The organism is Burkholderia sp. MSMB1588 (assembly GCF_001546925.1).
Lineage (GTDB): Bacteria > Pseudomonadota > Gammaproteobacteria > Burkholderiales > Burkholderiaceae > Burkholderia > Burkholderia humptydooensis.
This window is the reverse complement of record NZ_LNJS01000001.1, coordinates 548,722-570,671: the sequence shown is the minus strand read 5'-3', so window position 1 is coordinate 570,671 and position 21,950 is coordinate 548,722. Positions and strand designations below refer to the sequence as shown.

Below are 21,950 nucleotides of genomic sequence, written 5' to 3'. Positions count from 1 at the left end.
CGCCGCGCAGGGCGCGCTGATCGATCATTGTCGACCGCGGTTTCGCCGAAACCTTGCGTTGAGTCAACGATTGCGGCCGCGATCGCGCCGCCGCTCCTGGACGACGCGTCTCTTTCAATTTACGCGCTCCGCGCAGAAGTTGCAGTGCGAATAACCCGATCCGCACACATGCGCCCGCGTCATTTCCGAAGCGCGGTGCGGCGGCCCCGATACGTTTGACGCACATCAAGCCCGCGCGCCGGGCTTTCGCCGACGATGGAGCGCGGCCATTCGAACCGAGGTGGACATGGCGCATCATGCCGACCTGCTCGCCGGCGGACGCCGGCATCTGCGCACGCTCGGGTGGCGCGACGCGGTCGCGCTGCTGCTCGTGCTCGCGCTCATCGTGCTGCTCGGCTCCGGCGTGCGCCAGATGTCGCTGCCGCTCGACATCGCGCGCCCCGAGGCGATTTCGCTGTCGCCGCTCGCGTTGCCGGGTTACGTGCTGCGCACCGTGCTGCGGATGCTCGCCGCGCTCGGCGCGTCGATCGCGTTCACGTTCGCGTATGCGCCCCTTGCCGCGAAGAGCCGCACGGCGGAGACCGTGCTGATCCCGCTCCTCGACGTGCTGCAGTCGGTGCCGATTCTCGGCTACCTGTCGTTTACCGTCGTGTTCTTTCTGTCGATCACGCCCGGCACCACACTCGGCGCGGAACTCGCGGCGATCTTCGCGATCTTCACGAGCCAGGCGTGGAACATGGCGTTCAGCTTCTACCAGTCGCTGCGCACGGTGCCGCACGATCTCGACGAGGCGAGCCGCAGCTTGCGGCACACCGGCTGGCAGCGCTTCTGGCGGCTCGAGGTGCCGTTCGCGATGCCGGGCCTCGTCTGGAACGCGATGATGTCGATGTCGGGCGGCTGGTTCTTCGTCGTCGCGTCGGAAGCGATCTCGGTGGGCGGTCTGCACATCGCGCTGCCGGGCGTCGGCGCCTATGTCGCACGCGCGATCGCGGAGCGCGACCTCGCCGCTGTCGGCTGGGCGATCGCGGCGATGACGATCGCGATCACGCTCTACGATCAATTGTTGTTCCGGCCGATGGTCGCGTGGGCGCACAAGTTCCGCTGCGATCAGACCGTAAGCGGCCCCGCGCCGCGCAGTTGGCTGCTCGATCTGCTCCATCGCGCAAGCCTGCCGCAGCGCGTCGGCGCACCGCTCGGCGCGACGCTGCATCGCGCGGCGCGCGCCCGTCTGTCGCTCGGCGCGCTGCGGCTGTCGACGCGCGAACGCGCGCTGTCGCGGCGCATCGCGCGCATCGTGTGGTTGTCGCTCTGCGCGGCGCTCGCCGTCTATGCCGGCGTCGCGCTCCTGCGGATCGCGGCGCCCGCGCTGTCGTGGTTCGACGTCGTCGACGTCGCGCGCAATGGCGCGCTGACGCTCGCGCGCGTGCTCGTGCTGATCGGCGTCGCGACCGTCGTGTGGGTGCCAGTCGGCGTGCTGATCGGACTGCGGCCGCGCGCGACCGCGCTCGTGCAGCCCGTCGCGCAGTTCCTCGCGGCATTTCCCGCGAATCTGCTGTTTCCGCTCGCGGTGTTCGCGATCGTGCGCTTCGGGCTCGCGCCCGCGATCTGGCTCAGTCCTCTGATGATTCTCGGCACGCAGTGGTACATCCTGTTCAACGTGATCGCCGGCGCGACCGCGTTCCCCGACGATCTGAAAGAAGCCGCGGCGAGCCTGCGCGTGCGCACGCCGACGTGGTGGCGCGAGGTGATGCTGCCCGGCATCCTGCCGTACTACGTGACGGGCGCGATCACCGCATCGGGCGGCGCATGGAACGCGAGCATCGTGTCTGAACTCGTCGTCTGGGGACACACGACGATCGACGCAGCCGGCCTCGGCGCGTACATCGCGCGAACGACCGCGGCGGGCGACTATCCGCGGATCGCGCTCGGCGTCGCGGCGATGTCGCTGCTCGTGATCGCGATGAATCGTCTGATCTGGCGGCCGCTCTATGCGTTCGCGGAACGCCGCTCCCGCCTCGACTAGGTGAGCCCATGCCCGAGCCGACACTCCCCGCCTACGCCCCGCCGCCCGCTTCGGCGGACGATGCGCAGCACGACGCCCGTGCGCCCGTGATCGCGCTGCGCGGCGTCAGCATGTCGTTCGCGAAGCCGTCGGGCGAGCCGCTGCCCGTGCTCGCCGGCATCGATCTGACCGTCCGCGAAGGCGAGATTCTCGGACTGCTCGGCCGCTCCGGCTCCGGCAAGTCGACGCTGCTGCGCGTCGCGGCCGGGCTCGTGAAGCCGACGAGCGGGCGCGTCGAATATCGCGGCGCGCCGCTCGACGGTCCCGCCGCCGGCATCGGGGTCGTGTTCCAGACCTTCGCGCTCTATCCGTGGCTCACCGTCGAGGAGAACGTCGAGCTCGGGCTCGACGCCATCCGCGTGCCGCCGTCGGATGCACGCGCACGCGTGATGTCGGCAATCGAGCTGATCGGGCTCGACGGGTTCGAATCCGCGTATCCGCGCGAGCTGTCGGGCGGCATGCGCCAGCGTGTCGGCTTCGCGCGCGCGCTCGTCGGCGATCCGGCGCTGCTGTTGATGGACGAACCGTTCTCGGCGCTCGACGTGCTGACGGCCGACACACTGCGCACCGATTTCCTCGATCTCTGGCACGCGCGCCAGTTGCCGATCGACGCGGTGCTGATGGTCACGCACAACATCGAGGAAGCGGTGCTGATGTGCGACCGGATTCTCGTGCTCGGCGCGCATCCGGGCCGCATCCTCGCCGAGGTGCCGATTCCGCTCGGCTATCCGCGCAATCGGCTCGATCCGGAACTGCAGCACATCGTCGACGACATCTACGCGGCGCTCACGTCGCGCATCGCCGATGCGGTCGCCGCCCGAAACGGCAAGCCGGGCGTTCCCGCGCAGCGGTTGCCGAACGTGTCGAGCCATCGGCTCGACAGCTTCGTCGACGCATTCGTTGCGCATGCTCGCGACGGCTGCGCGGAATTGCCGCGGCTCGCATCCGCGCTCGCGATGCCGGTCGGCGATCTGCTGCCGCTCGCCATCGCGCTGCACGTGCTCGAGTTCGCGGAGCTGCGCGACGGCGCGCTGCGGCTCACAGCCGCAGGCCGCGTCTACGCGCAGGGCGACGCGAGCGAGCGCAAGCGGCTGTTTCGCGAGCATCTCGAGCACTTCGTTGCGCTCGCCGCGCACATTCGTCAGGTGCTCGACGAGCGCGCCGGCCATCAGGCGCCGCGCGAGCGCTTCGAGCTCGAACTGCTCGACCGGTTGAATCCGCTCGACGCGGCGAATACGCTGCGCGTCGCGATCGATTGGGGACGCTTCGCGGGCCTCTACGACTATGACGACGACGCGCGCGTGTTCCGACGCGACGGGGACGACGCGCGCGGCTAGCGCCTGCTCGCGCTCATGACGCGCTTGCGCCGTCGCTTCGCAGTCCGAGCGTTTTTCGGCCCGATTGAGTTCGATCAAAAGGCGGCGCGGCGTTGCTCGTACAGTGGTTGCAGTGCCTCGTCGCGCGAGTTGCGCCGAGCGGGCCGACGTTCACCATGCCGCCATGCGCGCGGCTCGCACGCATCCGAACGCGGCATCGATGCGCGCACCGGCGCCGCGCGATTCTTCTGGAGATCGATCATGGTTGCAGGTGTCGTGCTGTGGGTCGCCCTCGCGGTGATCTTTCCGACCGTCGTCGTGCCCGCCGCGCAACATGCGGTCGAACACACCATCAGGAAGCAGGACAGGAGCGCGTCAGCGCCGGGCGCATCCGCCGGCGGCGGTGCGCCGGCACAGCCCGCTTCGCCCGACGGCGGCGATTCGATCGGGCATTGACGAATATCGGCTGCGAACGGGTAGCGCCAGCGACGCGAACGCCGCGCGGCCGCACGCAATGCGCGGCAACGCAACGGCGGCCGGCTCGCCGGGCGCGCCGCCCCTCGCAGGCCGCGCGCGCCGCGCCGTTCAGGCCCGCTTGCTGCAAGCGCTAGCGCCCGCCGCATCGAGATGCGCGAGCAACGCCCGCGCCTGCTCGACGACGTCGCTCGCGGTCGGCCGGAACGGAAAGCGCTCGGCCTGCGGCAGGCGAACGAAGTGCGCGCCGCTGCTGCGCGCATAGGCGGGATCATAGTGAACGTCGACGAGCTCCTCGAACAGCTCGCTGCGCAGCCCTGCGTCGAGCATCTCGTGCCACTTGCGGATCCGCGCATGCCCGTGCAGCGGCACGAGCTTCTCGAGCTGGATCTTGAAGAACGCGGTCTGGTCGAACAGATGCCCGTAGTCCTGCAACAACAGCGCGACGCGCTCGTCGCGTTCGGTCTCGATGTTCACGCAATCCGCCGCGTGCATGCCGGTCAGCAGCGCGAGCGGCAGCATGATCGCGCCGATGCGCCGGCTCTCCGCTTCGATGAACACGGGCCGCTCGCGGTCGAAGCCGCGCAGCGCGCCGACGAGCGCCGTGTCGAATGCCTTCTGCGACGGCTGCTCGCTGCTCGGCAGCGCGCCCAGCAGCGAGCCGCGATGCGCGGCGAGCGCCTCGAGATCGAGCGTCTGCGCGCCCGCCTGCGCGAGCGCGTGCAGCAGCCGGGTCTTGCCGCTTCCCGTGTGCCCCGTCAGGACGACGTAACGAAACCCGGCGGGCAATTGGCCGAGCGCGTCGACGACCGAACGGCGGTACGACTTGTAGCCGCCGTCGAGCTGCCGCGCGCGCCAGCCGATCATGTTGAACCAGACCGTCATCGATCCGGAGCGCTTGCCGCCGCGCCAGCAATAGATGAGCGGCCGCCAGTTGCGCGGACGGTCGGCGAACGTCGTGTCGAGATGCGCGGCGATGTTGCGCGCGACCATCGCCGCGCCGACGCGCGTCGCCTCGAACGGCGACACCTGCTTGTACATCGTGCCGACGATCACGCGCTCTTCGTTGCTGAGAACCGGCGCGTTCAGCGCGCCCGGAATATGGTCCTCCGCGTATTCGAGCGGCGTGCGCACGTCGACGATCTCGTCGAAATCGTCGATCTGGTCGAGGGAAACGGGCTGGAGATTCAACGTATCGGGAGCGGCGGGGCCGTATCATCGCTGACGGTGGAAGCGCGATTATCTCACGCGCGGCGCGGCGTCCCGCGCGCCCGCCGGCTGACCGCCCGCCGGCGCCGGCGCGCCCAGGCGCGCGACGAGAAAATCGATCAGCGCGCGGGCGCGAGCCGACTCGCGGTCGCTCGCTGGGAGCGCGCACTCGACATCGAGCGCGCGCGGTGCTGGGCGGGCAAGACGCGGCGGACAGCGAGCCTGCGCCGCAAGCGCGCGACGCGGGCGCCGAGCAAGCGCCCGTCGCGCCATGCGCCGTTGCGGGCCTGCGCGCGCCGCGAACGCACATCGCGCATACAAACCGTGTCTTCCTGCCAGGAGCGCGCGCCGCGGCAGAACCGGCGGCGGCACGCGCTGGCCGATTCACCCCAATCCACGCCGAGTCGATGCGGTCGCCCCGCCGTTCCTCCACCCGCTTCTTTCCCCGCGCGATCGATGCTTCGATTCGCTTGACGCATGCACGCGGCCACCTATCATCCAATGGCTTTCGGTCGGCCGGCCACGATCTTTTCAAAAACAATGACGCGCTTCGAACAACATGCACGCAGTCAAAGAGGGAAACGTATTTCGATTCACGGAAAAGTTTCACTCCTTCATTGCGCAATCAACCAACTTTCGAGAAGCCCATGAAAAAGATCCTCGGAGATCCCGCTTCGCGTGTTCGTCGCCGCGCGTTTCTCGGCGACGTCGCGCGTCTCGCCGGCGCAGGCATCGTCGCCGGGTGGACGCCGATCCGGCCGATTGCCGCACACGCGCAACCCGCGGGCGCGACGCCGCCGAATTTTCCTTCCGGCATCCCGCTCTACAAGCAGGCGTTTCGCAACTGGAGCGGCGAGATCGCGGTCGCGGACCTGTGGACCGCCGCGCCCACGATGCCCGCCGACGTCGTCGCGATCGTCAACTGGGCGGCCGACAACGGCTATCGCGCACGGCCGCTCGGCCACATGCACAACTGGTCGCCGCTCACGGTCGCCGCCAACGATGCGCACGAGCGCACGATTCTCGTCGACACCACGAAGCATCTGAGCGCGGTGTCCGTCGACGCGTCGGCGACGCCCGCGCGCGTCATCGCGCAAGCGGGCGTTTCGCTGGACACGCTGCTCGCGACGCTCGAGCAGCACGGGCTCGGGATGGCGGCGGTGCCCGCGCCCGGCGACATCACGCTCGGCGGCGCGCTCGCGATCGGCGCGCACGGCACGGCGCTGCCGGCGGCGGACGAAACGCGCCCGCCCGGGCATACGTACGGCTCGCTCAGCAATGCGGTGCTCGCGCTGACCGCGGTCGTCCACGATGCATCGTCGGGCCGCTACGCGCTTCGCACGTTCGATCGCGCCGATCCGGACATCGGCCCGTTCCTCGCTCACGTCGGCCGCGCGTTCATCGTCGACGCGACGTTGCAGGTCGGCGCGAATCAACGGCTGCAATGCGAGAGCTTCGTCGATATCCCCGTCAACGAGCTGTTCGCGCCGCCGGGCAAGCGAGGCCGAACCGTCGAATCGTTCGTGCGGCGCTCGGGCCGCATCGAGGCGATCTGGTTTCCGTTCACCGATTATCCGTGGCTGAAGGTCTGGACCGTCCGGCCGAATCCGCCGTCCGGCGCGCGCGTCGTCGATCAGCCGTACAACTATCCGTTTTCCGATTCGACATCGCAGGAATTGTCCGATCTGGTGAGCCGCATCGTATTGAACGGCGAAGTCCAGTTGGCGCCGCTCTTCGGCAAGACGCAGTACACGATCACGTATCTCGGCCTGACGAATCTCTTCGGGCCGCTGACGAATCTGTGGGGATGGTCGCGCTCGGTGCTGCACTACGTGCGGCCGACGACGCTGCGCGTGACCGCGAACGGCTATGCGGTGCTCACGCGCCGCGAGAACGTGCAGCGCGTGATCAACGAGTTCGTCGGCGCGTATCGGCAGCGGATCGCCGACTATCGCGCGGCGGGCCGCTATCCGGTAAACGGCCCCGTCGAGATCCGCGTGACGGGCGTCGATGCGCCCGACGACGTCGGCCCGGGCGCGGTGCCGCCATCGCTGTCCGCGATCCGGCCGCGGCCCGACCATCCCGACTGGAACGCAGCGATCTGGTTCGACATCCTGACGATACCGGGCACGCCCGACGCGAACCGCTTCTATCGCGAAAACGAGCAGTGGATGCTGTCGAACTACAGCGGCGACTACGCGACCGTGCGGCCGGAATGGTCGAAGGGCTGGGGCTACGCGGACACCGCCGCGTGGAGCGACGGCACGATGCTCGGCACGACGATTCCAGATCTGTTCCGGCAGGGGCTGTCGCCCGCCGACAACTGGGACGCGGCGCTGCGCACGCTAGAGCGCTACGATCCGCGGCGCGTATTCTCGTCGCCGCTGCTCGACCGGTTGATGGGCTGACGCGACCCGACGCGCCGTCGGCGCGGGACTCGACATGAAGGCCGCGAAAGCGGCGAGCGGCCCCGTGCTGCAATCGTCGTTCATCAAGCTGCTGCTCGTGCCGCTGCTGACGCTCTGGATCGGCGTGAGCCTCGGCATTCGGCGTCAAGGGCCCTGCGCTCACGATCATCGTGCTGTTCAACTCGCTGCCGTGCACGCCGTCCGCCTACATCATGGCGAAGCTGCTCGGCAAAGACCATCGTCGCGCGGCTGACGCGCAGGCCGCCGCGCGTCCGGCCGCTTCGCTTAGCGCAGACAATATGGAATCCGATCATTTTCTTTCGCCTCCGCGTCGAACCGCAAACGATTGCGCACGCGTTGACCCACATCAAGCAAGCATCATGGATTCCACCCACTCAGCTCTCGCGAAATCGTCCGTAAACCCGATCATGTCGCCGGACTGCGCATTCGCCGCATTCGCGACATACGACGTTCCGGATCTTTTGGAGAAAGCCTTTCATGCGCGCCAATCTTCCAGTGACCCAGCGGGAATACGATTTTCCCGACGATGCGACGCTGATGTCGACGACCGACCCCCAGAGCTACGTCACATACGCGAACGCCGCGTTCGTCCAGGTGAGCGGGTTCGAGCGCGACGACATCCTCGGCGAGCCGCACAACATCGTTCGGCATCCTGACATGCCGGCCGAAGCGTTCGCCGACATGTGGACGACGCTGAAGGCCGGCCGCTCGTGGACCGCGATCATCAAGAACCGCCGCAAGAACGGCGACCACTACTGGGTGCGCGCGAACGCGACGCCCGTGATCCGCAACGCGCAGCTCGTCGGCTACATGTCGGTGCGCACGAAACCGTCGCGCGACGAAATCGAGCGCGCGGAAGCGCTCTATCGCGACTTTCGCGAGCATCGCACGCGCGGCCGGAAGTTTCATCAGGGCCTCGTCGTGCGCACCGGGCTCCTCGGATGGATGTCGCTGCCGCAGACACTCAGCGCGCGCTGGCGCGTTCGCGCCGCGCTGCTCGCGCTCCTCGCCGGCTCCGTATCGACGGCGTTCCTCTTCGGGTTGCACGGCGCGATGCTCGACGGCTTCGCCGCCGCCGAAACGGCGCTGTTGCTGCTCGCGGAGTTCTGGCTCGCCGCGCAGATCACGGCGCCGCTGCAACGCGTTCTGAAGCAATCGCTCGCGGTCGCCGCAGGCCAGGCGGGCGACAACGTCCATTTGAACCGCGTCGACGAGATCGGCATGATCATGCGCGCGGTCAATCAGGCCGGGCTCAATCTGCGCTCGCTCGTCGACGACGTAAGCGATCAGTTGTCCGGCCTGCAGAGCGCGAGCGGCAAGATCACCGCGGGCAACGATGATCTGAGCAGCCGCAGCGAGCAGGCGGCCGCGAGTCTCGAGGAAACCGCCGCGTCGATGGAACAGATGACCGCGACGGTGCGCAACAACGCGGATACCGCGACGCGGGCGAGTCAGCTCGCCGGCTCGACGAGCGACGCAGCCGAAAAAGGCGATGCGGTGGTCGGCAGGGTGGTGACGACGATGGGCGAGATCAGCGCGTCGAGCCGCAAGATCAGCGAGATCATCGGCGTGATCGACAGCATCGCGTTCCAGACGAACATCCTTGCGCTGAACGCGGCCGTCGAGGCGGCCCGGGCGGGCGAGCAAGGGCGCGGCTTCGCGGTCGTCGCGGCCGAAGTGCGCACGCTCGCGCAGCGCAGCGCGAACGCGGCGAAGGAAATCGCGGCGCTGATTCACGACAGCGTGCAGAAAACCGCGGCGGGCAGCGCACTCGTCGATCAGGCGGGCGAAGCAATGAACGATATCCGTTCGCAGGTCGCGCGGGTCGCGGGCCTGATCGTCGAGATCAGCTCGGCGACGCGCGAGCAGTCCGACGGGATCGCCCAGGTCAACGTCGCCGTCACGCAGTTGGACAAGATGACGCAGCAGAACGCCGCGCTCGTGCAGGAATCGGCGGCGACCGCAGATGAGCTGAAGCGCCGCACGCAGCGGCTCGTCGATGCGGTGGCCGTGTTTCGCATGAACGGACGCGCGCATTCGCGCAGAGATGATGCGCGTGCGCCGCAAGCCGGCGCCGAGCACGCGATGCGCCACCGCGCGAGCGTCGCGCGGCCCCGGCCCGCGATGCGCGCGACGCCTGCCCCGTCGCTCACGCCGGCGAGCGCGTCGCCGGCGGACGCCCCCGCACGAGCGACGACGAACACGGAGACGGATTGGCAGACGTTCTGACCGGCGTGCGCCGTGCATTGCGGCGTCGATACGAAAACAGGCGGCGCTCACGCGCCGCCTGTTCGTTTGCGGTCCCGCGCGCCGGATGCACGGCGCGCGGCGAGCAGGCTCGTCGCCACGGCGCGTGCCGCCGCGAGCGCGGCGGCGCCCGGCGATCGATCGCCGTCACTTCGACGCGTCGCTCGCCAGGTGCTTGCGGCTCGCGAGTTCCTGAGCCTGCTGGTAATGCGCCTGGATCACCGGCAAGCCCTTGCGCGCGGCGTTCTTCAACTGCTCGTTGCGGCCCGACGCGATCTCGGCCTGGAACACCGACAGCGCCTTCCGGTTGCCTTCGAGCGCGACCTGCTCGATGTATACCTTGTCGAACGCGTCGCCGCGCAGGTTCTTGATGCTGTCGAGCACGGCCGGGTCCGGATCGTTGTGCGGTACGTCGACGCCGCGCGGGCTCGCGGCGCGCAACGCCTGCGACAGCTTCTCGTTGTCGCTCGCGACGCGTTCGGCGAATGCCTTCACGGCGCGATCGCTCGAGCGCGAATCCGCGATGCGCGCGGCGTCGCGCTGCGTCGACACGGCCTTCGTCGCATCGGCGACGAACGCCTGATCGGCTTCGTGCAGTCGCGTGCCGGCATCGGCGGCCGCCTCGGGACGCGGCTGCGTCGGCGCGGGCGACGGTGCGTTTTGTGCGGATGCGGCGGTCGCGAAGACGAACAGCGCGGCGGCACACACGCCGGCGAGAGAAAAAGCGGAACGGCGAGTCATACGTTCTCCTTAGGGTGAAATTCATCAACGGATCGACGATCGGGGCTGCGATGCTGCGGCCGGGCACGGCGCGGCGAGACATGCGACGCCTTCGTCGCGCGCACCGGCTGCGGACTCGGATGCGGCGCAACCCGTCGAGTGCATTCTAGGAGGTGCGTCGCGACCGAGGTGCAACGATGGTGTCGATTGTGTAACGGGAGGTAAGACGAAAGGCTGCGCGAGCATGCGCGCACCATCTCGGTCGAAATTGTCCTGAAATCGACACGCGCGGAGCCGATGCGCGCGTCCGAAACAGTCGACCCGATTCTTTCGGCTCGCACGCTCCGTTCGCGCGCATCGCGGGGCGCCGCGGGCACACGCTCTAGGTAGGTACGCTAACGCCCCGTTTTTTTAGCTCAAGCGCGCACGCGCGCACGCCGATATCGCAGCTAGCCGATGACAAAAATTGAAGCGGAGGCTTCGTGAACGGACCCGAGGAATCGACAACGACGATCGCGCCGGACGCGCCGCACCCGCGCGGGGCCGATCATGCGCGCAGCGCCGGTTCCGCGCCCGCGGGCGTGGACGGCGGCGCGCCCGCCGCGCCCGTGATCCTGATCGTCGACGACGAGCCGAGCATCCTGTCCGCGCTCAAGCGCCTGCTGCGCACCGCGCGCTACCAGGTCGTGACGGCCGGGAGCGGCGCCGCGGCGCTCGACGTGCTCGCCGCCGGCGAGGTCGACCTCATCGTCTCCGACATGCGGATGCCGGGCATGACGGGCGCCGAATTCCTCGCGCGCGCGCAGACGCTCCATCCGGACACGATGCGCATCCTGCTGACGGGCTATTCCGAGATCGACGCGGTCGTGAGCGCGATCAACGAAGGCGGCGTGTATCGCTACCTGAACAAGCCGTGGGACGATCACGACCTGCTGCTGACGGTCAAGCAGGCGCTCGAGCAAAGACGGCTGCGCCAGGAGGCCGCGCGCCTCTTCGCGCTCACGCAGAAGCAGAACGGGGAGCTCGTCGCATTCAGCACGGAACTCGAAGCGCAGGTGCGCGCGCGCACCGAGGAGATCCGGCAGACCGTGATGTTCCTCGAAGATGCGCAGCGCGACCTGAAGCGCAATTTCATGACGATGATCCAGGTCGGCGCGAACATGATCGAGCTGCGCTGCGGCGTGATGGGCGGCGAATCGCGGCGCATCGGCGAACTCGCGAAGCGGCTCGCGCTCGCGTTCGACATGAGCGAGCTGCAGGCGCAGGATCTGCATTTCGCCGGCCTCCTGCACGGCATCGGCAAGCTGTCGCTGCCGGACGAGCTGCTGCGCAGATCGATCGACCGGATGAGCGCGGAAGAGAGCCGGCTGTTCCATCAGCATCCGTTGCGCGCGCAGATGGTGCTCACGCCCGTCGCGCAACTCAATCACGTCGCGCACATCATTCGCCATCAGTACGAGCGCTTCAACGGACGCGGCACGCCGGACGGCCTCGCGGGCGACGACATTCCGCTCGGCTCGCGCATCCTCGCGATCGCGCGCGACTACGAGGGATTGCAGCGCGGCGGCGTGGTCAATCAGCGCCTGCAGCCCGAACAGGCGGTCGCGCTCATCAAGTCGCAGGCCGGCCTGCGCTATGACCCGCAGATCGTCGATCGCTTCGCCGCGCTCGTGAAGGATCTGGCGACGCTCGGCTGCAACACGCCGTATGCGCGGATCACGGGCGGCCAGTTGCTCGAAGGCATGCGGCTCGCCGACGATCTGCGCACGAGCCGCGGCGTGCTGCTGATGACGAAGGGCAGCGTCGTGTCCGCGCACCAGGTCGCGCTCGTGCGGCGCTACGAGGCGCAGGAGAGCACGCCGTTCACGATCCTGATCCAGACGACGCCGCTCGCCGAAGCCGCGGCCGCCGCCGGGCGCGAACGCTGACGCGCGCGCCGCGCCCGCCGCCCGCCCGCACGCACCAGGAAAGACCGACGCCCATGCACGGAACCTTCGACCTCCCGCTCGTCGCGCTGTCGCTCGCGATCGCGACGCTCGCGTCGTACACGGCGCTCGACCTGAGCGCGCTCATCACGCTCCTCGATCAGTCCCGGATGCGGCGCGCATGGCTCGCGGGCGGCGCGGCCGCGATGGGCACGGGCATCTGGGCGATGCACTTCGTCGGGATGCTCGCGTTCTCGCTGCCGATCCCGCTCGGCTACGACTTCGGCCACACGTTCGCGTCGCTCGCGATCGCGGTGGTCGTGTCGTACTTCGCGCTCAGCGCCGTCACGCGCGCCGCGCTCACGCGCGAGCGGCTCGCGATGGGCGGCGTGCTGATGGGGATCGGCATCGCTGGCATGCACTACACCGGCATGAGCGCGTTGCGGATGCAGCCCGCGATCGCCTACGACTTCACGCTTTTCGTCGCGTCGATCGCGATCGCGATCGGCGCGTCGACGACCGCGCTATGGATCGCGCACCGCCTGAGCAGCGAGAACGAACCGCGCGTGTTCGCGAAGCGGATCGCTGCGGCGGGCGTGATGGGCATCGCGATCACCGGCATGCATTACACGGGGATGGCGGCCGCGCATTTTCCGGCGAACGCGGTGTGCGGCGCGGCGGGCGAGATCAGCGGCGCCTGGCTCGGCGCGACGATCGCGCTCTTCACCGCGACGATCCTGAGCGCGACGCTCGTCGTATCGCGCTTCGACGCGCGCACCGCGTTCCTGCGCGGGATGACCGACGCGCTCGAGGAACTCGTCACGAAGCGCACGAGCGAGCTCGAAGGCGCGCTGCGGCAGTACGAGCGCACGACGCACGTGCTGCAGCGAACGCGCAGGAAGATGGAGCAGGAGATCGACGAGCGCAAGGCCGCGCAGGCGCGTCTCGAGCACGAGAAGGACGAGCAGCGCCGCCTGATTCGGCGGCTCGAGGAAACGCACGTGCAGTTGCTGCAATCGGAAAAGCTCGCGTCGATCGGCCAGCTCGCGGCGGGCGTTGCGCACGAGATCAACAACCCGATCGGCTTCGTCAACGCGAATCTGAACACGCTGAAGAGCTGGGTCCGGGGCCTCCTCGACGTGATCGCCGCGCAGGAAGCGCTGACGGGCACGCTCGCGGCCGACGCGCGCGCGCCGCTCGCCGCGGTGGCGCGCGACGTCGATCTCAACTACGTGCGCGGCGACATCATCGCGCTCATCGACGAATCGATCGACGGCGCGATGCGCGTGCGGCGCATCGTCTGCGACCTGCGCGACTTCTCGCGGCCGAGCGGCGACGCGTGGGCATTCGCCGATCTGCATGCGAGCCTCGAAAGCACGCTGAACGTCGTCCACAACGAACTCAAGTACAAGGCGGACATCGTGCGCGAGTACGGCAGCCTGCCGCTTGTCGAATGCAACGCCGCGCAGTTGAGCCAGGTGTTCATGAACCTGCTCGTCAACGCCGCGCAGTCGATCGGCACGCACGGCACGATCACGATTCGCACGACGCACGACGACCACACCGTGTCGATCTCGATCGCCGACACGGGCGCGGGCATTCCGGACGACGTGATCGGCAGGATCTTCGATCCGTTCTTCACGACGAAGCCGGTCGGCCAGGGCACGGGGCTCGGGCTGTCGATCTCGCACGGCATCGTCGAGCATCACGGCGGGCGCATCGACGTCGAGAGCCGCGTCGGCCGCGGCTCGACGTTGACGGTCACGCTGCCGATCCGGCGCAAGCCCGGCCCGGCCGCGCAGGCAGCCGCGCGCGACGGGGCGTGCGGCGCGGCGCGCGCGGCCGAGCACGCCGCCGCGCCGGCGGCGCCGCTTACGCGCGGTGCGGCTTGCTGAGCACGATCGTCTCGAACAGCTCGTATTCGGCCGTCGGCTTCTGGTCTGCGCCCGGCGCGTGATAGTAGTTCACGGTGATCGTCGAGTGACCGCCGTGCTCGCCCGGCTCGTAATCGAACACCGCGATCCCGTAGCCCGTGCCCGTGTCGCGCCGCGCGGACCAGATCGCGTCCTCCACGGCGTCCGCGCCGTGCCGCACGAACGTGTTCGGCGCCGTGCCCGGCACCGGCCGGTTCGGCTTCGTGAACACGCGCGCCTGCGGCAGGCCGGTCGCCGGATTCTCGCCGTACACGTCGAGCGGCGCGCTCGTGCCGCCGCCGCCGAGGATCATGTGGATCGTGCCGTGCGACGTGTCGAACTTGCCGTCGGCCGGGTCCGTCGTGACGATGGGGCGCGGCTGCAGCGTGTCGACGACCTCGCCCGTCGCCGCGTCGACGCCCGCGCGATGATTGCACCCGCGCACCGGGAAGCTGCGCTCGTAGTCGTGATCGTGGCCGCACAGCACGAGGTCGACGCCGTAGCGGTCGAACAGCGGCAGCCACGCTTCGCGAATGCCCTTGTCCGAGCCGTTGCCCGTCTTCGACGAGCTGAGCGCGTCCTGATGCATCTGCACGACGATCCAGTCGACGTCGCGATCGTGCGACGCGCGGCGCAGCGTTTCCTCGAGCCAGCGCGTCTGCTCGCCGCGGCTGTAGCCGCGCACGTAGAGCGACGTGCCGGGGGCGATCGCCTCGTTGCCGGTGCTCGCCGCCGGCACGAGCGGGTTCGGGCCAGCGACGAACGCGGCCGCGTCCTGATAGACGACGTCGTCCGCGTCGAGCGACACGAACAGCACCGCGCCGACGCGGAAGCTGTACCAGCGGCCCGAAAAGCGCGTGCCGTTCTCCGGCAGCGTGTAGCGCGCGAGATACGAATCGAGGCCCTGCGCACCGTTGTGGAACTCGATCTCGTGATTGCCGGGGCACGGCATCCACGGGCGGTTCGCGGCGGACGCCTGGTTGTTGTTGCCGAAGTCGCGCCACACGGCCGGCTGATGCGCGGGGTTCAGGTTCGCGTAGCAGAGATCGCCGTTCAGCAGATGAAAGAGCGGCTGGAAGCGCTCGACCGCCTGCACCGCGAAGCGGCTCTGCGGCGACGACAGCACCCAGCCCGTGTTCGGCGTGGCCAGGTCGCCGTAGCTCGTCCAGCGAAACGGCGCGCGGCCGTGCGGCGCGGCCTCGAAGCGCGCGGCGAACGGCTGCGCCGCGTTGCTGTCGTTGTCGGCCGTGACCTCGTAGCGATAGACGGCGCCCGGCTTCAGGCCGCGCAGCCGCGCGTGATACGTGAACACGACTTCGCCGTTCAGGCCATCCGTGTACGTGCGCTGCACGCCGTGGACGGTTCGCCACGCCTCGTTCGGACCCGCGAAGCGCACGCGCGGGTTCGTCGCGGCCGCGAGCGACGCCCACGACACGACGATCTCGTGCGCGTCGGCGTCGCCCCAGGTCAGATGAATCTGCTCGGGGGTGCCGTCGGGCGCGGCGGCCGCCGCGCGCGTGGCCGCGAGTCCGCTCGCGGCGGTCGCGAGCCCGGATACGCCCGCGAACTTGAGAAAGCCGCGGCGCGAGACGGCGCAAGTATGCTCGGTCGGCGGTGCATCGGGGGCTGGCTTGTTCGGCATGGTTTCGTCCGATTGTCGGGGGTCTGCGGGGAAGGAACGACAGCGAACGGCGGTTGCCGCGCGCGTCAGCGCCGACACCTTATGACGGGATGCGTGACGCGACGATGTCAGCGCATCGCGCGAGCGCGGAGCGCGTCCGCGCGCGGCGAACGTGACGAACGTGACGAACGTGACGAACGCGACGAACGCGCCCGCCGCGCAGACGGCCGCGCCGCAAGCCGCGCCGAAGACCGTCTACGAAGACCGTCTACGTCGCGCCGATGGATTGCCTGCAGGTGCGCACGAACCCGAACGAGCCGTGGCGGCATTGGTACAGCGGCATCGAAGGCAACGATTACCGCCCCGGCTACGAATACCGGCTCGAAATCGCCGAATGCAGGGCGCCGAATCCGGCCGCCGACGGCTCGTCGATTCGCTGGGTGCCCAAGCGCATCGTCCGGCAGCAGCCGCGTTGGGCCGGACGATGCGAGACCGCGGGCGCGGCGCGCGTCGAAGCATGCCGCGCGCGCCGCCCGATGCGCTCAGAGCGCGCGTCCGTCGAAATGCCGGACGCTCACCGCGTCGAGATCGATGCCGTCGACGCAGCGAAGGTTGACGGCCGCCATCGCGTTGCCCTTCGGGTCCGTGCCTTCCGCAAACGGATGAATCCCGCAGGTCGGGCAGAACCGATGGCGGATCACGTGCTTGTTGAACAGATAGGTCGCGGCGTCTTCATCAGGCGTCTTCAGGCGAAACGCGTCGCGCGGCACGAACCACAGCAGCGAGCCCTTGCGCATGCACATCGAGCAGTTGCACGCACACGCGCCGTCGATCTCCCCTTCCACCTCGAACCTGACCTTGCCGCAATGGCAACTGCCGGTGTAAAGCATGATCGCCTCCCTGGATCGGTTCCGACGCGGCGGCGCGGCGGCGCCGCGTCCGGACGACCGGCCGGTGGCGTACGGTAACGCCCGGCCGGGCGAATCGCAACCGCTGAACGACGTGCGACGTGCGCGAAAGCGACAATTCGCACCCGACCCGAGTCGCGCGATCCCGCGCAAACCCGCGAAGCGCCGCGCCGCCGCGCTCACTATGTGCACAACGGCGCGATCGATACTACTTTCGCGCGACGTCGCTGTACGATTCACGCATGATTCAAGCCGACAGACAGGAGACACCCGCCATGAAAATCACCCGCCTCGAAACCTTCGTCGTGCCGCCTCGGTGGCTGTTCCTGAAGATCGAGACCGACGCGGGCATCGTCGGCTGGGGCGAGCCGATCGTCGAAGGCCGCGCGCACACGGTCGAGGCGGCCGTGCACGAACTCGCCGACTACCTCGTCGGCCAGGACCCGCTTCGCATCGAGGACCACTGGCAGGTGATGTACCGCGCGGGCTTCTACCGCGGCGGCCCGATCACGATGAGCGCGATCGCGGGCATCGACCAGGCGCTGTGGGACATCAAGGGAAAGCACCACGATGCGCCGGTGCATGCGCTGCTCGGCGGCCCGGTGCGCGACCGGATCAAGGTGTACTCGTGGATCGGCGGCGACCGGCCGAGCGACGTCGCGAACAACGCGCGCGCGGTCGTCGAGCGCGGCTTCCAGGCGGTGAAGATGAACGGCTCGGAAGAGCTGCAGATCATCGACACGTTCGACCGGGTCGACAAGGTGATCGCGAACGTCGCGGCGGTGCGTGACGCGGTGGGCCCCTACGTCGGCATCGGCGTCGATTTCCACGGCCGCGTGCACAAGCCGATGGCGAAAGTGCTCGCGAAGGAGCTCGATCCGTACAAGCTGATGTTCATCGAAGAGCCCGTGCTGTCGGAGAACGCCGAGGCGCTGCGCGACATCGCGAACCACACGAGCACGCCGATCGCGCTCGGCGAGCGGCTCTACTCGCGCTGGGATTTCAAGCGCATCCTCGAAGGCGGCTACGTCGACATCGTGCAGCCCGACGCGTCGCACGCGGGCGGGATCACCGAGTGCCGGAAGATCGCGGCGCTCGCGGAAAGCTACGACGTCGCGCTCGCGCTGCACTGCCCGCTCGGGCCGATCGCGCTCGCCGCGTGCCTGCAGCTCGACGCGGTCAGCTACAACGCGTTCATTCAGGAGCAGAGCCTCGGCATCCACTACAACCAGGGCAGCGATCTGCTCGACTATCTTCGCAACCCCGAGGTGTTCCGCTACGCGGACGGCTTCGTCGCGATTCCGCAGGGGCCGGGGCTCGGCATCGACGTCGACGAAGAGAAGGTGCGCGAGATGGCGAAGACCGGGCACCGGTGGCGCAATCCGGTGTGGCGGCACGCGGACGGCAGCGTCGCCGAGTGGTGACGATGCGAGCGGTTGATCGGTTGATCGACTGATCGGCAAATCAGCGGATCGCATTTCGGCGGCGGGCGACACGCCTCGCTGCCGATGGCCGATGGCCGATGCCCACCCTGCCCGCCCCGCCCTCGCTCCAGGCGAGCGCTCCGCGTCAGCCCGCCGCGATCGGCGCGGTGAACGACAGCACCGCCGCCGCGACGAACACGCCGATCATCGCGAGCGCCTCGAGATGCAGCACGTTGCGGAACGTGTGCGCGTCCTCGGTCGATGCGGTGCGGCGCAGCCGCGGCAGCGCCGAGAAGCGATTGAGCGCCGCGAGCACGAGCGCGAGCGCGACGAGCGCGAGTTTGAGCAGCAACACTCGGCCCCACGTGCTGCCGTCGAGCGCGGCGAAATCGCCGCCCGTGCCGCGGATCGTGTTGAGCGCGCCCGTGACGACCACGAACGCGAGCGCCGCGATCGACGCGCCCGACAGCCGCTGCGCGATGCGGATCATCGCGCCGCGCGCGATCGACGAGCCGAGCGCCGGCAGCACGGCCATCCCGCCCGCGATCACGAGCCCGCCCCAAGTGGCCGTCGCGGCGACGTGCACTGTCTGCACGCCGACCGCGGCCGAGAACGCGCCCGAATCGGCCGCGTGCCCGAGCGACGCCTTGCCCGCCGCGACGACGAGCGTCGCGAGCGCGAGGAGCGCGCCCGCGAGCGGGCCGCCCGGCCGCGCGAGCGCGACGACGAACAGCAGCAGCGCGCCGCCGCACAAGACGGCCCACGCATGCCCGACGTGCGTTTGCGCGAGCACGACCGGAATCGCGCCGAACGCGCCGCGCAGGCCCGCGCCGCTCATCGACGCGGCCTGGTAGACGAGCCAGCCGACGTCGGCGAGAACGAGCACGGCCGCCGCGACGGCGAGCGAGCGCAGCGACTGGCGCCACGCGGGATGCGACGGCGCGATCACGCTCTTCGCGCCGTCGTTCGCGAGCCACGCGCCAAGGAGCGCGGAGCCCACCGCGACCGCGAACGCGACGTCGCCGAGCGCGGCGAGCGCCGCCTGGCCGAACCAGAGGCTGTCGAGCTTCATCGCGCACCGCCCGCGCCGCGCGCACCGGATACGGCCCCGACGCGCCGCGCGCGCAAGGCATGAAAGGATTGGCCGTTGTTTTCAGGCAAACAGGAAAAAGAAGACTTCATCGACTCGCATGAAAGGAAAGAAATCGGCGGCGGCGCATCGGCCATCCGCCCCGATGCCGCGCCCCCCGGAAGTGTACGGGCTTCGCCGCCCGCTGCGCAGCTTGTCCGGCATTCGGCCGGGTCCCGAGCGCCATTCGCGCGTCATATTGTCGCAACCCGACCACGGCTTGGAACCGTGCCCTCCGCGTCAAATAGCCGCCATTACCCATCGATGATAGAATTCCGCGTCGCAGCAGCCCGGCTGCCTGCCCCTCGTTAGTTCTTGCCGTCATGCCGAGCCGATCGGAGCCCGGTCAGGTCCCCGACGAATAACAATGGAGTCCCGTGTGTCTTCTAGACGCCTTTTCCGTCCGCTGCTCGCCGTTGTGTTGATGGGCGCAGCGGGCCTTCTGAGCACTGCGCACGCGCAGACCAAGCCCACCGAGCCGGCCGCCGCGAAGGCGCCCCTGAAGGCGCCCGACTCGATGGCGGAGCGCGTGCGCGGCTGCACGGCCTGTCACGGCACGCACGGGCAGGGCACCGACAACGATTACTTCCCGCGTCTGGCAGGCAAGCCGGCCGAGTACCTGTACAACCAGCTCGTGAACTTCCGCGACGGTCGCCGCAAGTACCCGCCGATGAACTATCTGCTCACGTACCTGAGCGACGATTACCTGCGCGAGATCGCCGAGCACTTCTCGGAACAGCGTCCGCCGTACCCGGCGCCGACGAAGCCGACGGCGCCCGCCGCCGTCGTCGAGCGCGGCAAGCAGCTCGCGCTGCACGGCGATCCGGCGCGCAAGCTGCCCGCGTGCGTCGCGTGCCACGGCACCGCGCTGACCGGCATGCAGCCCGCGATTCCAGGTCTCGTCGGCCTGCACAGCGACTACCTGAGCGCGCAGATCGGCGCGTGGCGCTCGGGTACGCGTCATGCAAAGGCGCCCGACTGCATGCACGACGTCGCGAGCAAGCTGTCCGACGAGGACGTGACCGCCGTGACCGCGTGGCTCGCCGCGCAGCCGGCGCCCGCCAACCCCGTGCCGGCCCCGGCCCGCTCGATGAAGACTCCGCTCGCCTGCGGCAGCGAACCGCAATAAGGCAAGGGAGACAGACACAATGAAACGCAAGTCCCTGTTTGCACTCTCGGCTGTCGCGATCGTCGCGGCAGCGGCCCTCGTGCCCGTCCTGTGGCCGGGCAACGACACGCTGCACGGCAATGCCGCCGTCGCCGCGACGCCCGCCGACCAGGCCGCGCTCATCAAGAAGGGCGAATACCTCGCGCGGGTCGGCGACTGTATCGCGTGCCACACCGTGCGCGGCGGCAAGTCGTTCGCGGGCGGCCTGCCGATGGCGACGCCGTTCGGCACGATGTACACCCCGAACATCACGCCGGACGATCAATACGGGATCGGCAAGTGGACGTCGGACGACTTCTACCGCGCGATGCACACGGGCCGCTCGAAGGACGGCAGCCTGCTCTATCCGGGCTTCCCGTTCGCGAGCTACACGAAGGTCACGCGCGCGGATTCGGACGCGATCTACGCGTACCTGCGCTCGGTCGCGCCCGTCAACGCGCCGAGCCGTCCGCACGAGCTGCGCTTCCCGTTCAACAACCGCAACCTGCTGATCGGCTGGCGCACGCTGTTCTTCAAGGAAGGCGAGTACAAGCCGGACCCGACGAAATCGGTCGAATGGAACCGCGGCGCGTATCTCGTCGAAGGCCTCGGCCACTGCTCGATGTGCCACACGTCGATCAACATGATGGGCGGCCCGGTGAGCTCGGCTGCGTTCGCGGGCGGCCTGATCCCGCTGCAGAACTGGTACGCGCCGTCGCTCACGAACGACAAGGAGCTCGGCCTCGGCGACTGGCACGTCCAGGAGCTGTCCGACCTGCTGCAGGCGGGCGTGTCGCACAAGGGCGCGGTGTTCGGCCCGATGGCGGACGTCGTCCACAACAGCCTGCAGTACATGACGGACGAGGACACGCGTGCGATGTCGACTTACCTGAAGTCGATCCCGCAGAAGGCCGAAGCGCCGAAGAACATGCAGTACGAGCCGTCGCAGCAGTACGGCACGACGCTCCTCGAGCACGGCAAGAAGATCTACGCGGACAACTGCGCGACTTGCCACGGCGCGCAGGGCGAAGGCAAGCCGACCGCCTACCCGCCGCTCGCGCAGAATCGTTCGATCATGATGGAATCGGCCGTGAACCCGATCCGCATGGTGCTGAACGGCGGCTATCCGCCGAGCACGCTCAAGAATCCGCGCCCGTATGGGATGCCGCCGTTCGCACAGTCGCTGTCGAACCAGGAAGTCGCGGCGGTCGTCACGTACATCCGGATGTCGTGGGGCAACAACGGTTCGCCGGTTTCACCGCAACAGGTGAGCGACCTGCGTTCCGCGCCGCTCGACTGAGTATCGGGTGACGCTAACGGGGCGCGGCTGCGGGAAACCGCGGCCGCGCCCTTTTGTTTTTCCGGCGACGTCCGCTTTCCGCGCGGGCCGCGCGAGGACGCCGCCTTACCAATAATCAAGAGTTTC

Annotated in this window: 17 protein-coding genes and 2 pseudogenes; 11 read left to right on the top strand and 8 right to left on the bottom strand. The window is 69.0% G+C overall.

Features of this window, described 5'->3' with window-relative positions:
- The first annotated feature begins 286 nt into the window (after positions 1–286).
- Positions 287–2,023 carry an ABC transporter permease gene (locus WS92_RS14335; RefSeq protein ID WP_059931218.1) on the top strand — a complete coding sequence of 579 codons (1,737 nt, stop codon included), beginning with the start codon at positions 287–289 and terminating at the stop codon, positions 2,021–2,023.
- A 110-nt stretch (positions 2,024–2,133) separates the two neighbouring features.
- Entirely contained in the window at positions 2,134–3,399 is a 1,266-nt protein-coding gene (locus WS92_RS14330) for an ABC transporter ATP-binding protein (protein WP_059931287.1), read from the top strand.
- A gap of 74 nt (positions 3,400–3,473) precedes the next feature.
- On the opposite strand, the gene WS92_RS35805 is transcribed toward WS92_RS14330, so the two are convergent.
- Positions 3,474–3,641 carry a hypothetical protein gene (locus WS92_RS35805; protein WP_171845221.1) on the bottom strand — a complete coding sequence of 56 codons (168 nt, stop codon included), beginning with the start codon at positions 3,639–3,641 and terminating at the stop codon, positions 3,474–3,476.
- Here WS92_RS35805 and WS92_RS14325 point away from each other — a divergent pair.
- Entirely contained in the window at positions 3,640–3,834 is a 195-nt protein-coding gene (locus WS92_RS14325) for a hypothetical protein (protein ID WP_015600233.1), read from the top strand. The genes WS92_RS35805 and WS92_RS14325 overlap by 2 nt on opposite strands.
- Before the next feature lie 129 nt (positions 3,835–3,963).
- On the opposite strand, the gene mnmH is transcribed toward WS92_RS14325, so the two are convergent.
- Both mnmH and WS92_RS36580 read right to left on the bottom strand, forming a co-directional pair.
- Positions 3,964–5,043 carry a tRNA 2-selenouridine(34) synthase MnmH gene (gene mnmH, locus WS92_RS14320; RefSeq protein ID WP_006024643.1) on the bottom strand — a complete coding sequence of 360 codons (1,080 nt, stop codon included), beginning with the start codon at positions 5,041–5,043 and terminating at the stop codon, positions 3,964–3,966.
- A gap of 48 nt (positions 5,044–5,091) precedes the next feature.
- Positions 5,092–5,202, bottom strand: a pseudogene (locus WS92_RS36580) (LysR family transcriptional regulator); the annotation flags it as partial.
- 506 nt (positions 5,203–5,708) lie between these two features.
- On the opposite strand from WS92_RS36580, the gene WS92_RS14310 reads away from it, so the two are divergent.
- Both WS92_RS14310 and WS92_RS14300 read left to right on the top strand, forming a co-directional pair.
- The gene (locus WS92_RS14310; RefSeq protein WP_059931216.1) at positions 5,709–7,469 is read left to right on the top strand and encodes a cholesterol oxidase substrate-binding domain-containing protein; all 1,761 of its coding nucleotides are present in this window, start codon (positions 5,709–5,711) and stop codon (positions 7,467–7,469) included.
- 498 nt (positions 7,470–7,967) lie between these two features.
- Positions 7,968–9,719, top strand: coding sequence for a methyl-accepting chemotaxis protein (locus tag WS92_RS14300; RefSeq protein WP_059931212.1), 1,752 nt, complete (start codon positions 7,968–7,970; stop codon positions 9,717–9,719).
- A 165-nt stretch (positions 9,720–9,884) separates the two neighbouring features.
- Here the strand turns inward: WS92_RS14300 and WS92_RS14295 are convergent, their stop codons facing one another.
- On the bottom strand, positions 9,885–10,478 hold the full coding sequence (locus WS92_RS14295) for a DUF4142 domain-containing protein (RefSeq protein WP_009911317.1): 594 nt from the start codon (positions 10,476–10,478) through the stop codon (positions 9,885–9,887).
- A gap of 461 nt (positions 10,479–10,939) precedes the next feature.
- On the opposite strand from WS92_RS14295, the gene WS92_RS14290 reads away from it, so the two are divergent.
- Both WS92_RS14290 and WS92_RS14285 read left to right on the top strand, forming a co-directional pair.
- Entirely contained in the window at positions 10,940–12,385 is a 1,446-nt protein-coding gene (locus tag WS92_RS14290; RefSeq protein WP_059931210.1) for a response regulator c-di-GMP phosphodiesterase, NosR family, read from the top strand.
- Positions 12,386–12,438: 53 nt separating this feature from the next.
- Complete coding sequence (locus WS92_RS14285) at positions 12,439–14,277, top strand: histidine kinase (protein WP_059931208.1); 1,839 nt, start codon at positions 12,439–12,441, stop codon at positions 14,275–14,277.
- Here the strand turns inward: WS92_RS14285 and WS92_RS14280 are convergent.
- Complete coding sequence (locus WS92_RS14280; RefSeq protein WP_059931206.1) at positions 14,255–15,937, bottom strand: purple acid phosphatase family protein; 1,683 nt, start codon at positions 15,935–15,937, stop codon at positions 14,255–14,257. The two genes, WS92_RS14285 and WS92_RS14280, sit on opposite strands and share 23 nt — an antisense overlap.
- A 178-nt stretch (positions 15,938–16,115) precedes the next feature.
- On the opposite strand from WS92_RS14280, the pseudogene WS92_RS32155 reads away from it, so the two are divergent.
- Positions 16,116–16,401 (top strand): annotated as a pseudogene (locus WS92_RS32155) (DUF4377 domain-containing protein); the annotation flags it as partial.
- A gap of 57 nt (positions 16,402–16,458) precedes the next feature.
- Here the strand turns inward: WS92_RS32155 and WS92_RS14275 are convergent.
- On the bottom strand, positions 16,459–16,806 hold the full coding sequence (locus tag WS92_RS14275) for a GFA family protein (RefSeq protein ID WP_015602258.1): 348 nt from the start codon (positions 16,804–16,806) through the stop codon (positions 16,459–16,461).
- A gap of 293 nt (positions 16,807–17,099) precedes the next feature.
- Here WS92_RS14275 and dgoD point away from each other — a divergent pair, with 293 nt between their 5' ends.
- Complete coding sequence (gene dgoD / locus WS92_RS14270) at positions 17,100–18,248, top strand: galactonate dehydratase (protein ID WP_009911311.1); 1,149 nt, start codon at positions 17,100–17,102, stop codon at positions 18,246–18,248.
- A 145-nt stretch (positions 18,249–18,393) separates the two neighbouring features.
- Here the strand turns inward: dgoD and WS92_RS14265 are convergent, their stop codons facing one another.
- Complete coding sequence (locus WS92_RS14265) at positions 18,394–19,320, bottom strand: CopD family protein (RefSeq protein WP_015600761.1); 927 nt, start codon at positions 19,318–19,320, stop codon at positions 18,394–18,396.
- Positions 19,321–19,401: 81 nt separating this feature from the next.
- Entirely contained in the window at positions 19,402–19,542 is a 141-nt protein-coding gene (locus WS92_RS35800; protein ID WP_167359303.1) for a hypothetical protein, read from the bottom strand.
- A 202-nt stretch (positions 19,543–19,744) separates the two neighbouring features.
- Between WS92_RS35800 and WS92_RS14260 the strand changes: the two genes are divergently transcribed.
- Complete coding sequence (locus WS92_RS14260) at positions 19,745–20,506, top strand: c-type cytochrome (RefSeq protein ID WP_009911308.1); 762 nt, start codon at positions 19,745–19,747, stop codon at positions 20,504–20,506.
- Positions 20,507–20,525: 19 nt separating this feature from the next.
- Complete coding sequence (locus tag WS92_RS14255; RefSeq protein ID WP_015600703.1) at positions 20,526–21,824, top strand: c-type cytochrome; 1,299 nt, start codon at positions 20,526–20,528, stop codon at positions 21,822–21,824.
- Positions 21,825–21,950: the final 126 nt, after the last annotated feature.

Coding starts and splice junctions, on each gene's coding strand:
- WS92_RS14285 (WP_059931208.1), top strand. CDS start 12,439: ATGCACGGAACCTTCGACCTCCCGCTCGTCGCGCTGTCGCTCGCGATC.
- WS92_RS14330 (WP_059931287.1), top strand. CDS start 2,134: ATGTCGTTCGCGAAGCCGTCGGGCGAGCCGCTGCCCGTGCTCGCCGGC.
- WS92_RS14260 (WP_009911308.1), top strand. CDS start 19,745: ATGGAGTCCCGTGTGTCTTCTAGACGCCTTTTCCGTCCGCTGCTCGCC.
- WS92_RS14300 (WP_059931212.1), top strand. CDS start 7,968: ATGCGCGCCAATCTTCCAGTGACCCAGCGGGAATACGATTTTCCCGAC.
- WS92_RS14335 (WP_059931218.1), top strand. CDS start 287: ATGGCGCATCATGCCGACCTGCTCGCCGGCGGACGCCGGCATCTGCGC.
- WS92_RS14325 (WP_015600233.1), top strand. CDS start 3,640: ATGGTTGCAGGTGTCGTGCTGTGGGTCGCCCTCGCGGTGATCTTTCCG.
- WS92_RS14310 (WP_059931216.1), top strand. CDS start 5,709: ATGAAAAAGATCCTCGGAGATCCCGCTTCGCGTGTTCGTCGCCGCGCG.
- WS92_RS35800 (WP_167359303.1), bottom strand. CDS start 19,542: ATGCCGGACAAGCTGCGCAGCGGGCGGCGAAGCCCGTACACTTCCGGG.
- WS92_RS14255 (WP_015600703.1), top strand. CDS start 20,526: ATGAAACGCAAGTCCCTGTTTGCACTCTCGGCTGTCGCGATCGTCGCG.
- dgoD (WP_009911311.1), top strand. CDS start 17,100: ATGAAAATCACCCGCCTCGAAACCTTCGTCGTGCCGCCTCGGTGGCTG.
- WS92_RS14265 (WP_015600761.1), bottom strand. CDS start 19,320: ATGAAGCTCGACAGCCTCTGGTTCGGCCAGGCGGCGCTCGCCGCGCTC.
- WS92_RS14275 (WP_015602258.1), bottom strand. CDS start 16,806: ATGCTTTACACCGGCAGTTGCCATTGCGGCAAGGTCAGGTTCGAGGTG.
- WS92_RS14280 (WP_059931206.1), bottom strand. CDS start 15,937: ATGCCGAACAAGCCAGCCCCCGATGCACCGCCGACCGAGCATACTTGC.
- WS92_RS14295 (WP_009911317.1), bottom strand. CDS start 10,478: ATGACTCGCCGTTCCGCTTTTTCTCTCGCCGGCGTGTGTGCCGCCGCG.
- WS92_RS35805 (WP_171845221.1), bottom strand. CDS start 3,641: ATGATCGATCTCCAGAAGAATCGCGCGGCGCCGGTGCGCGCATCGATG.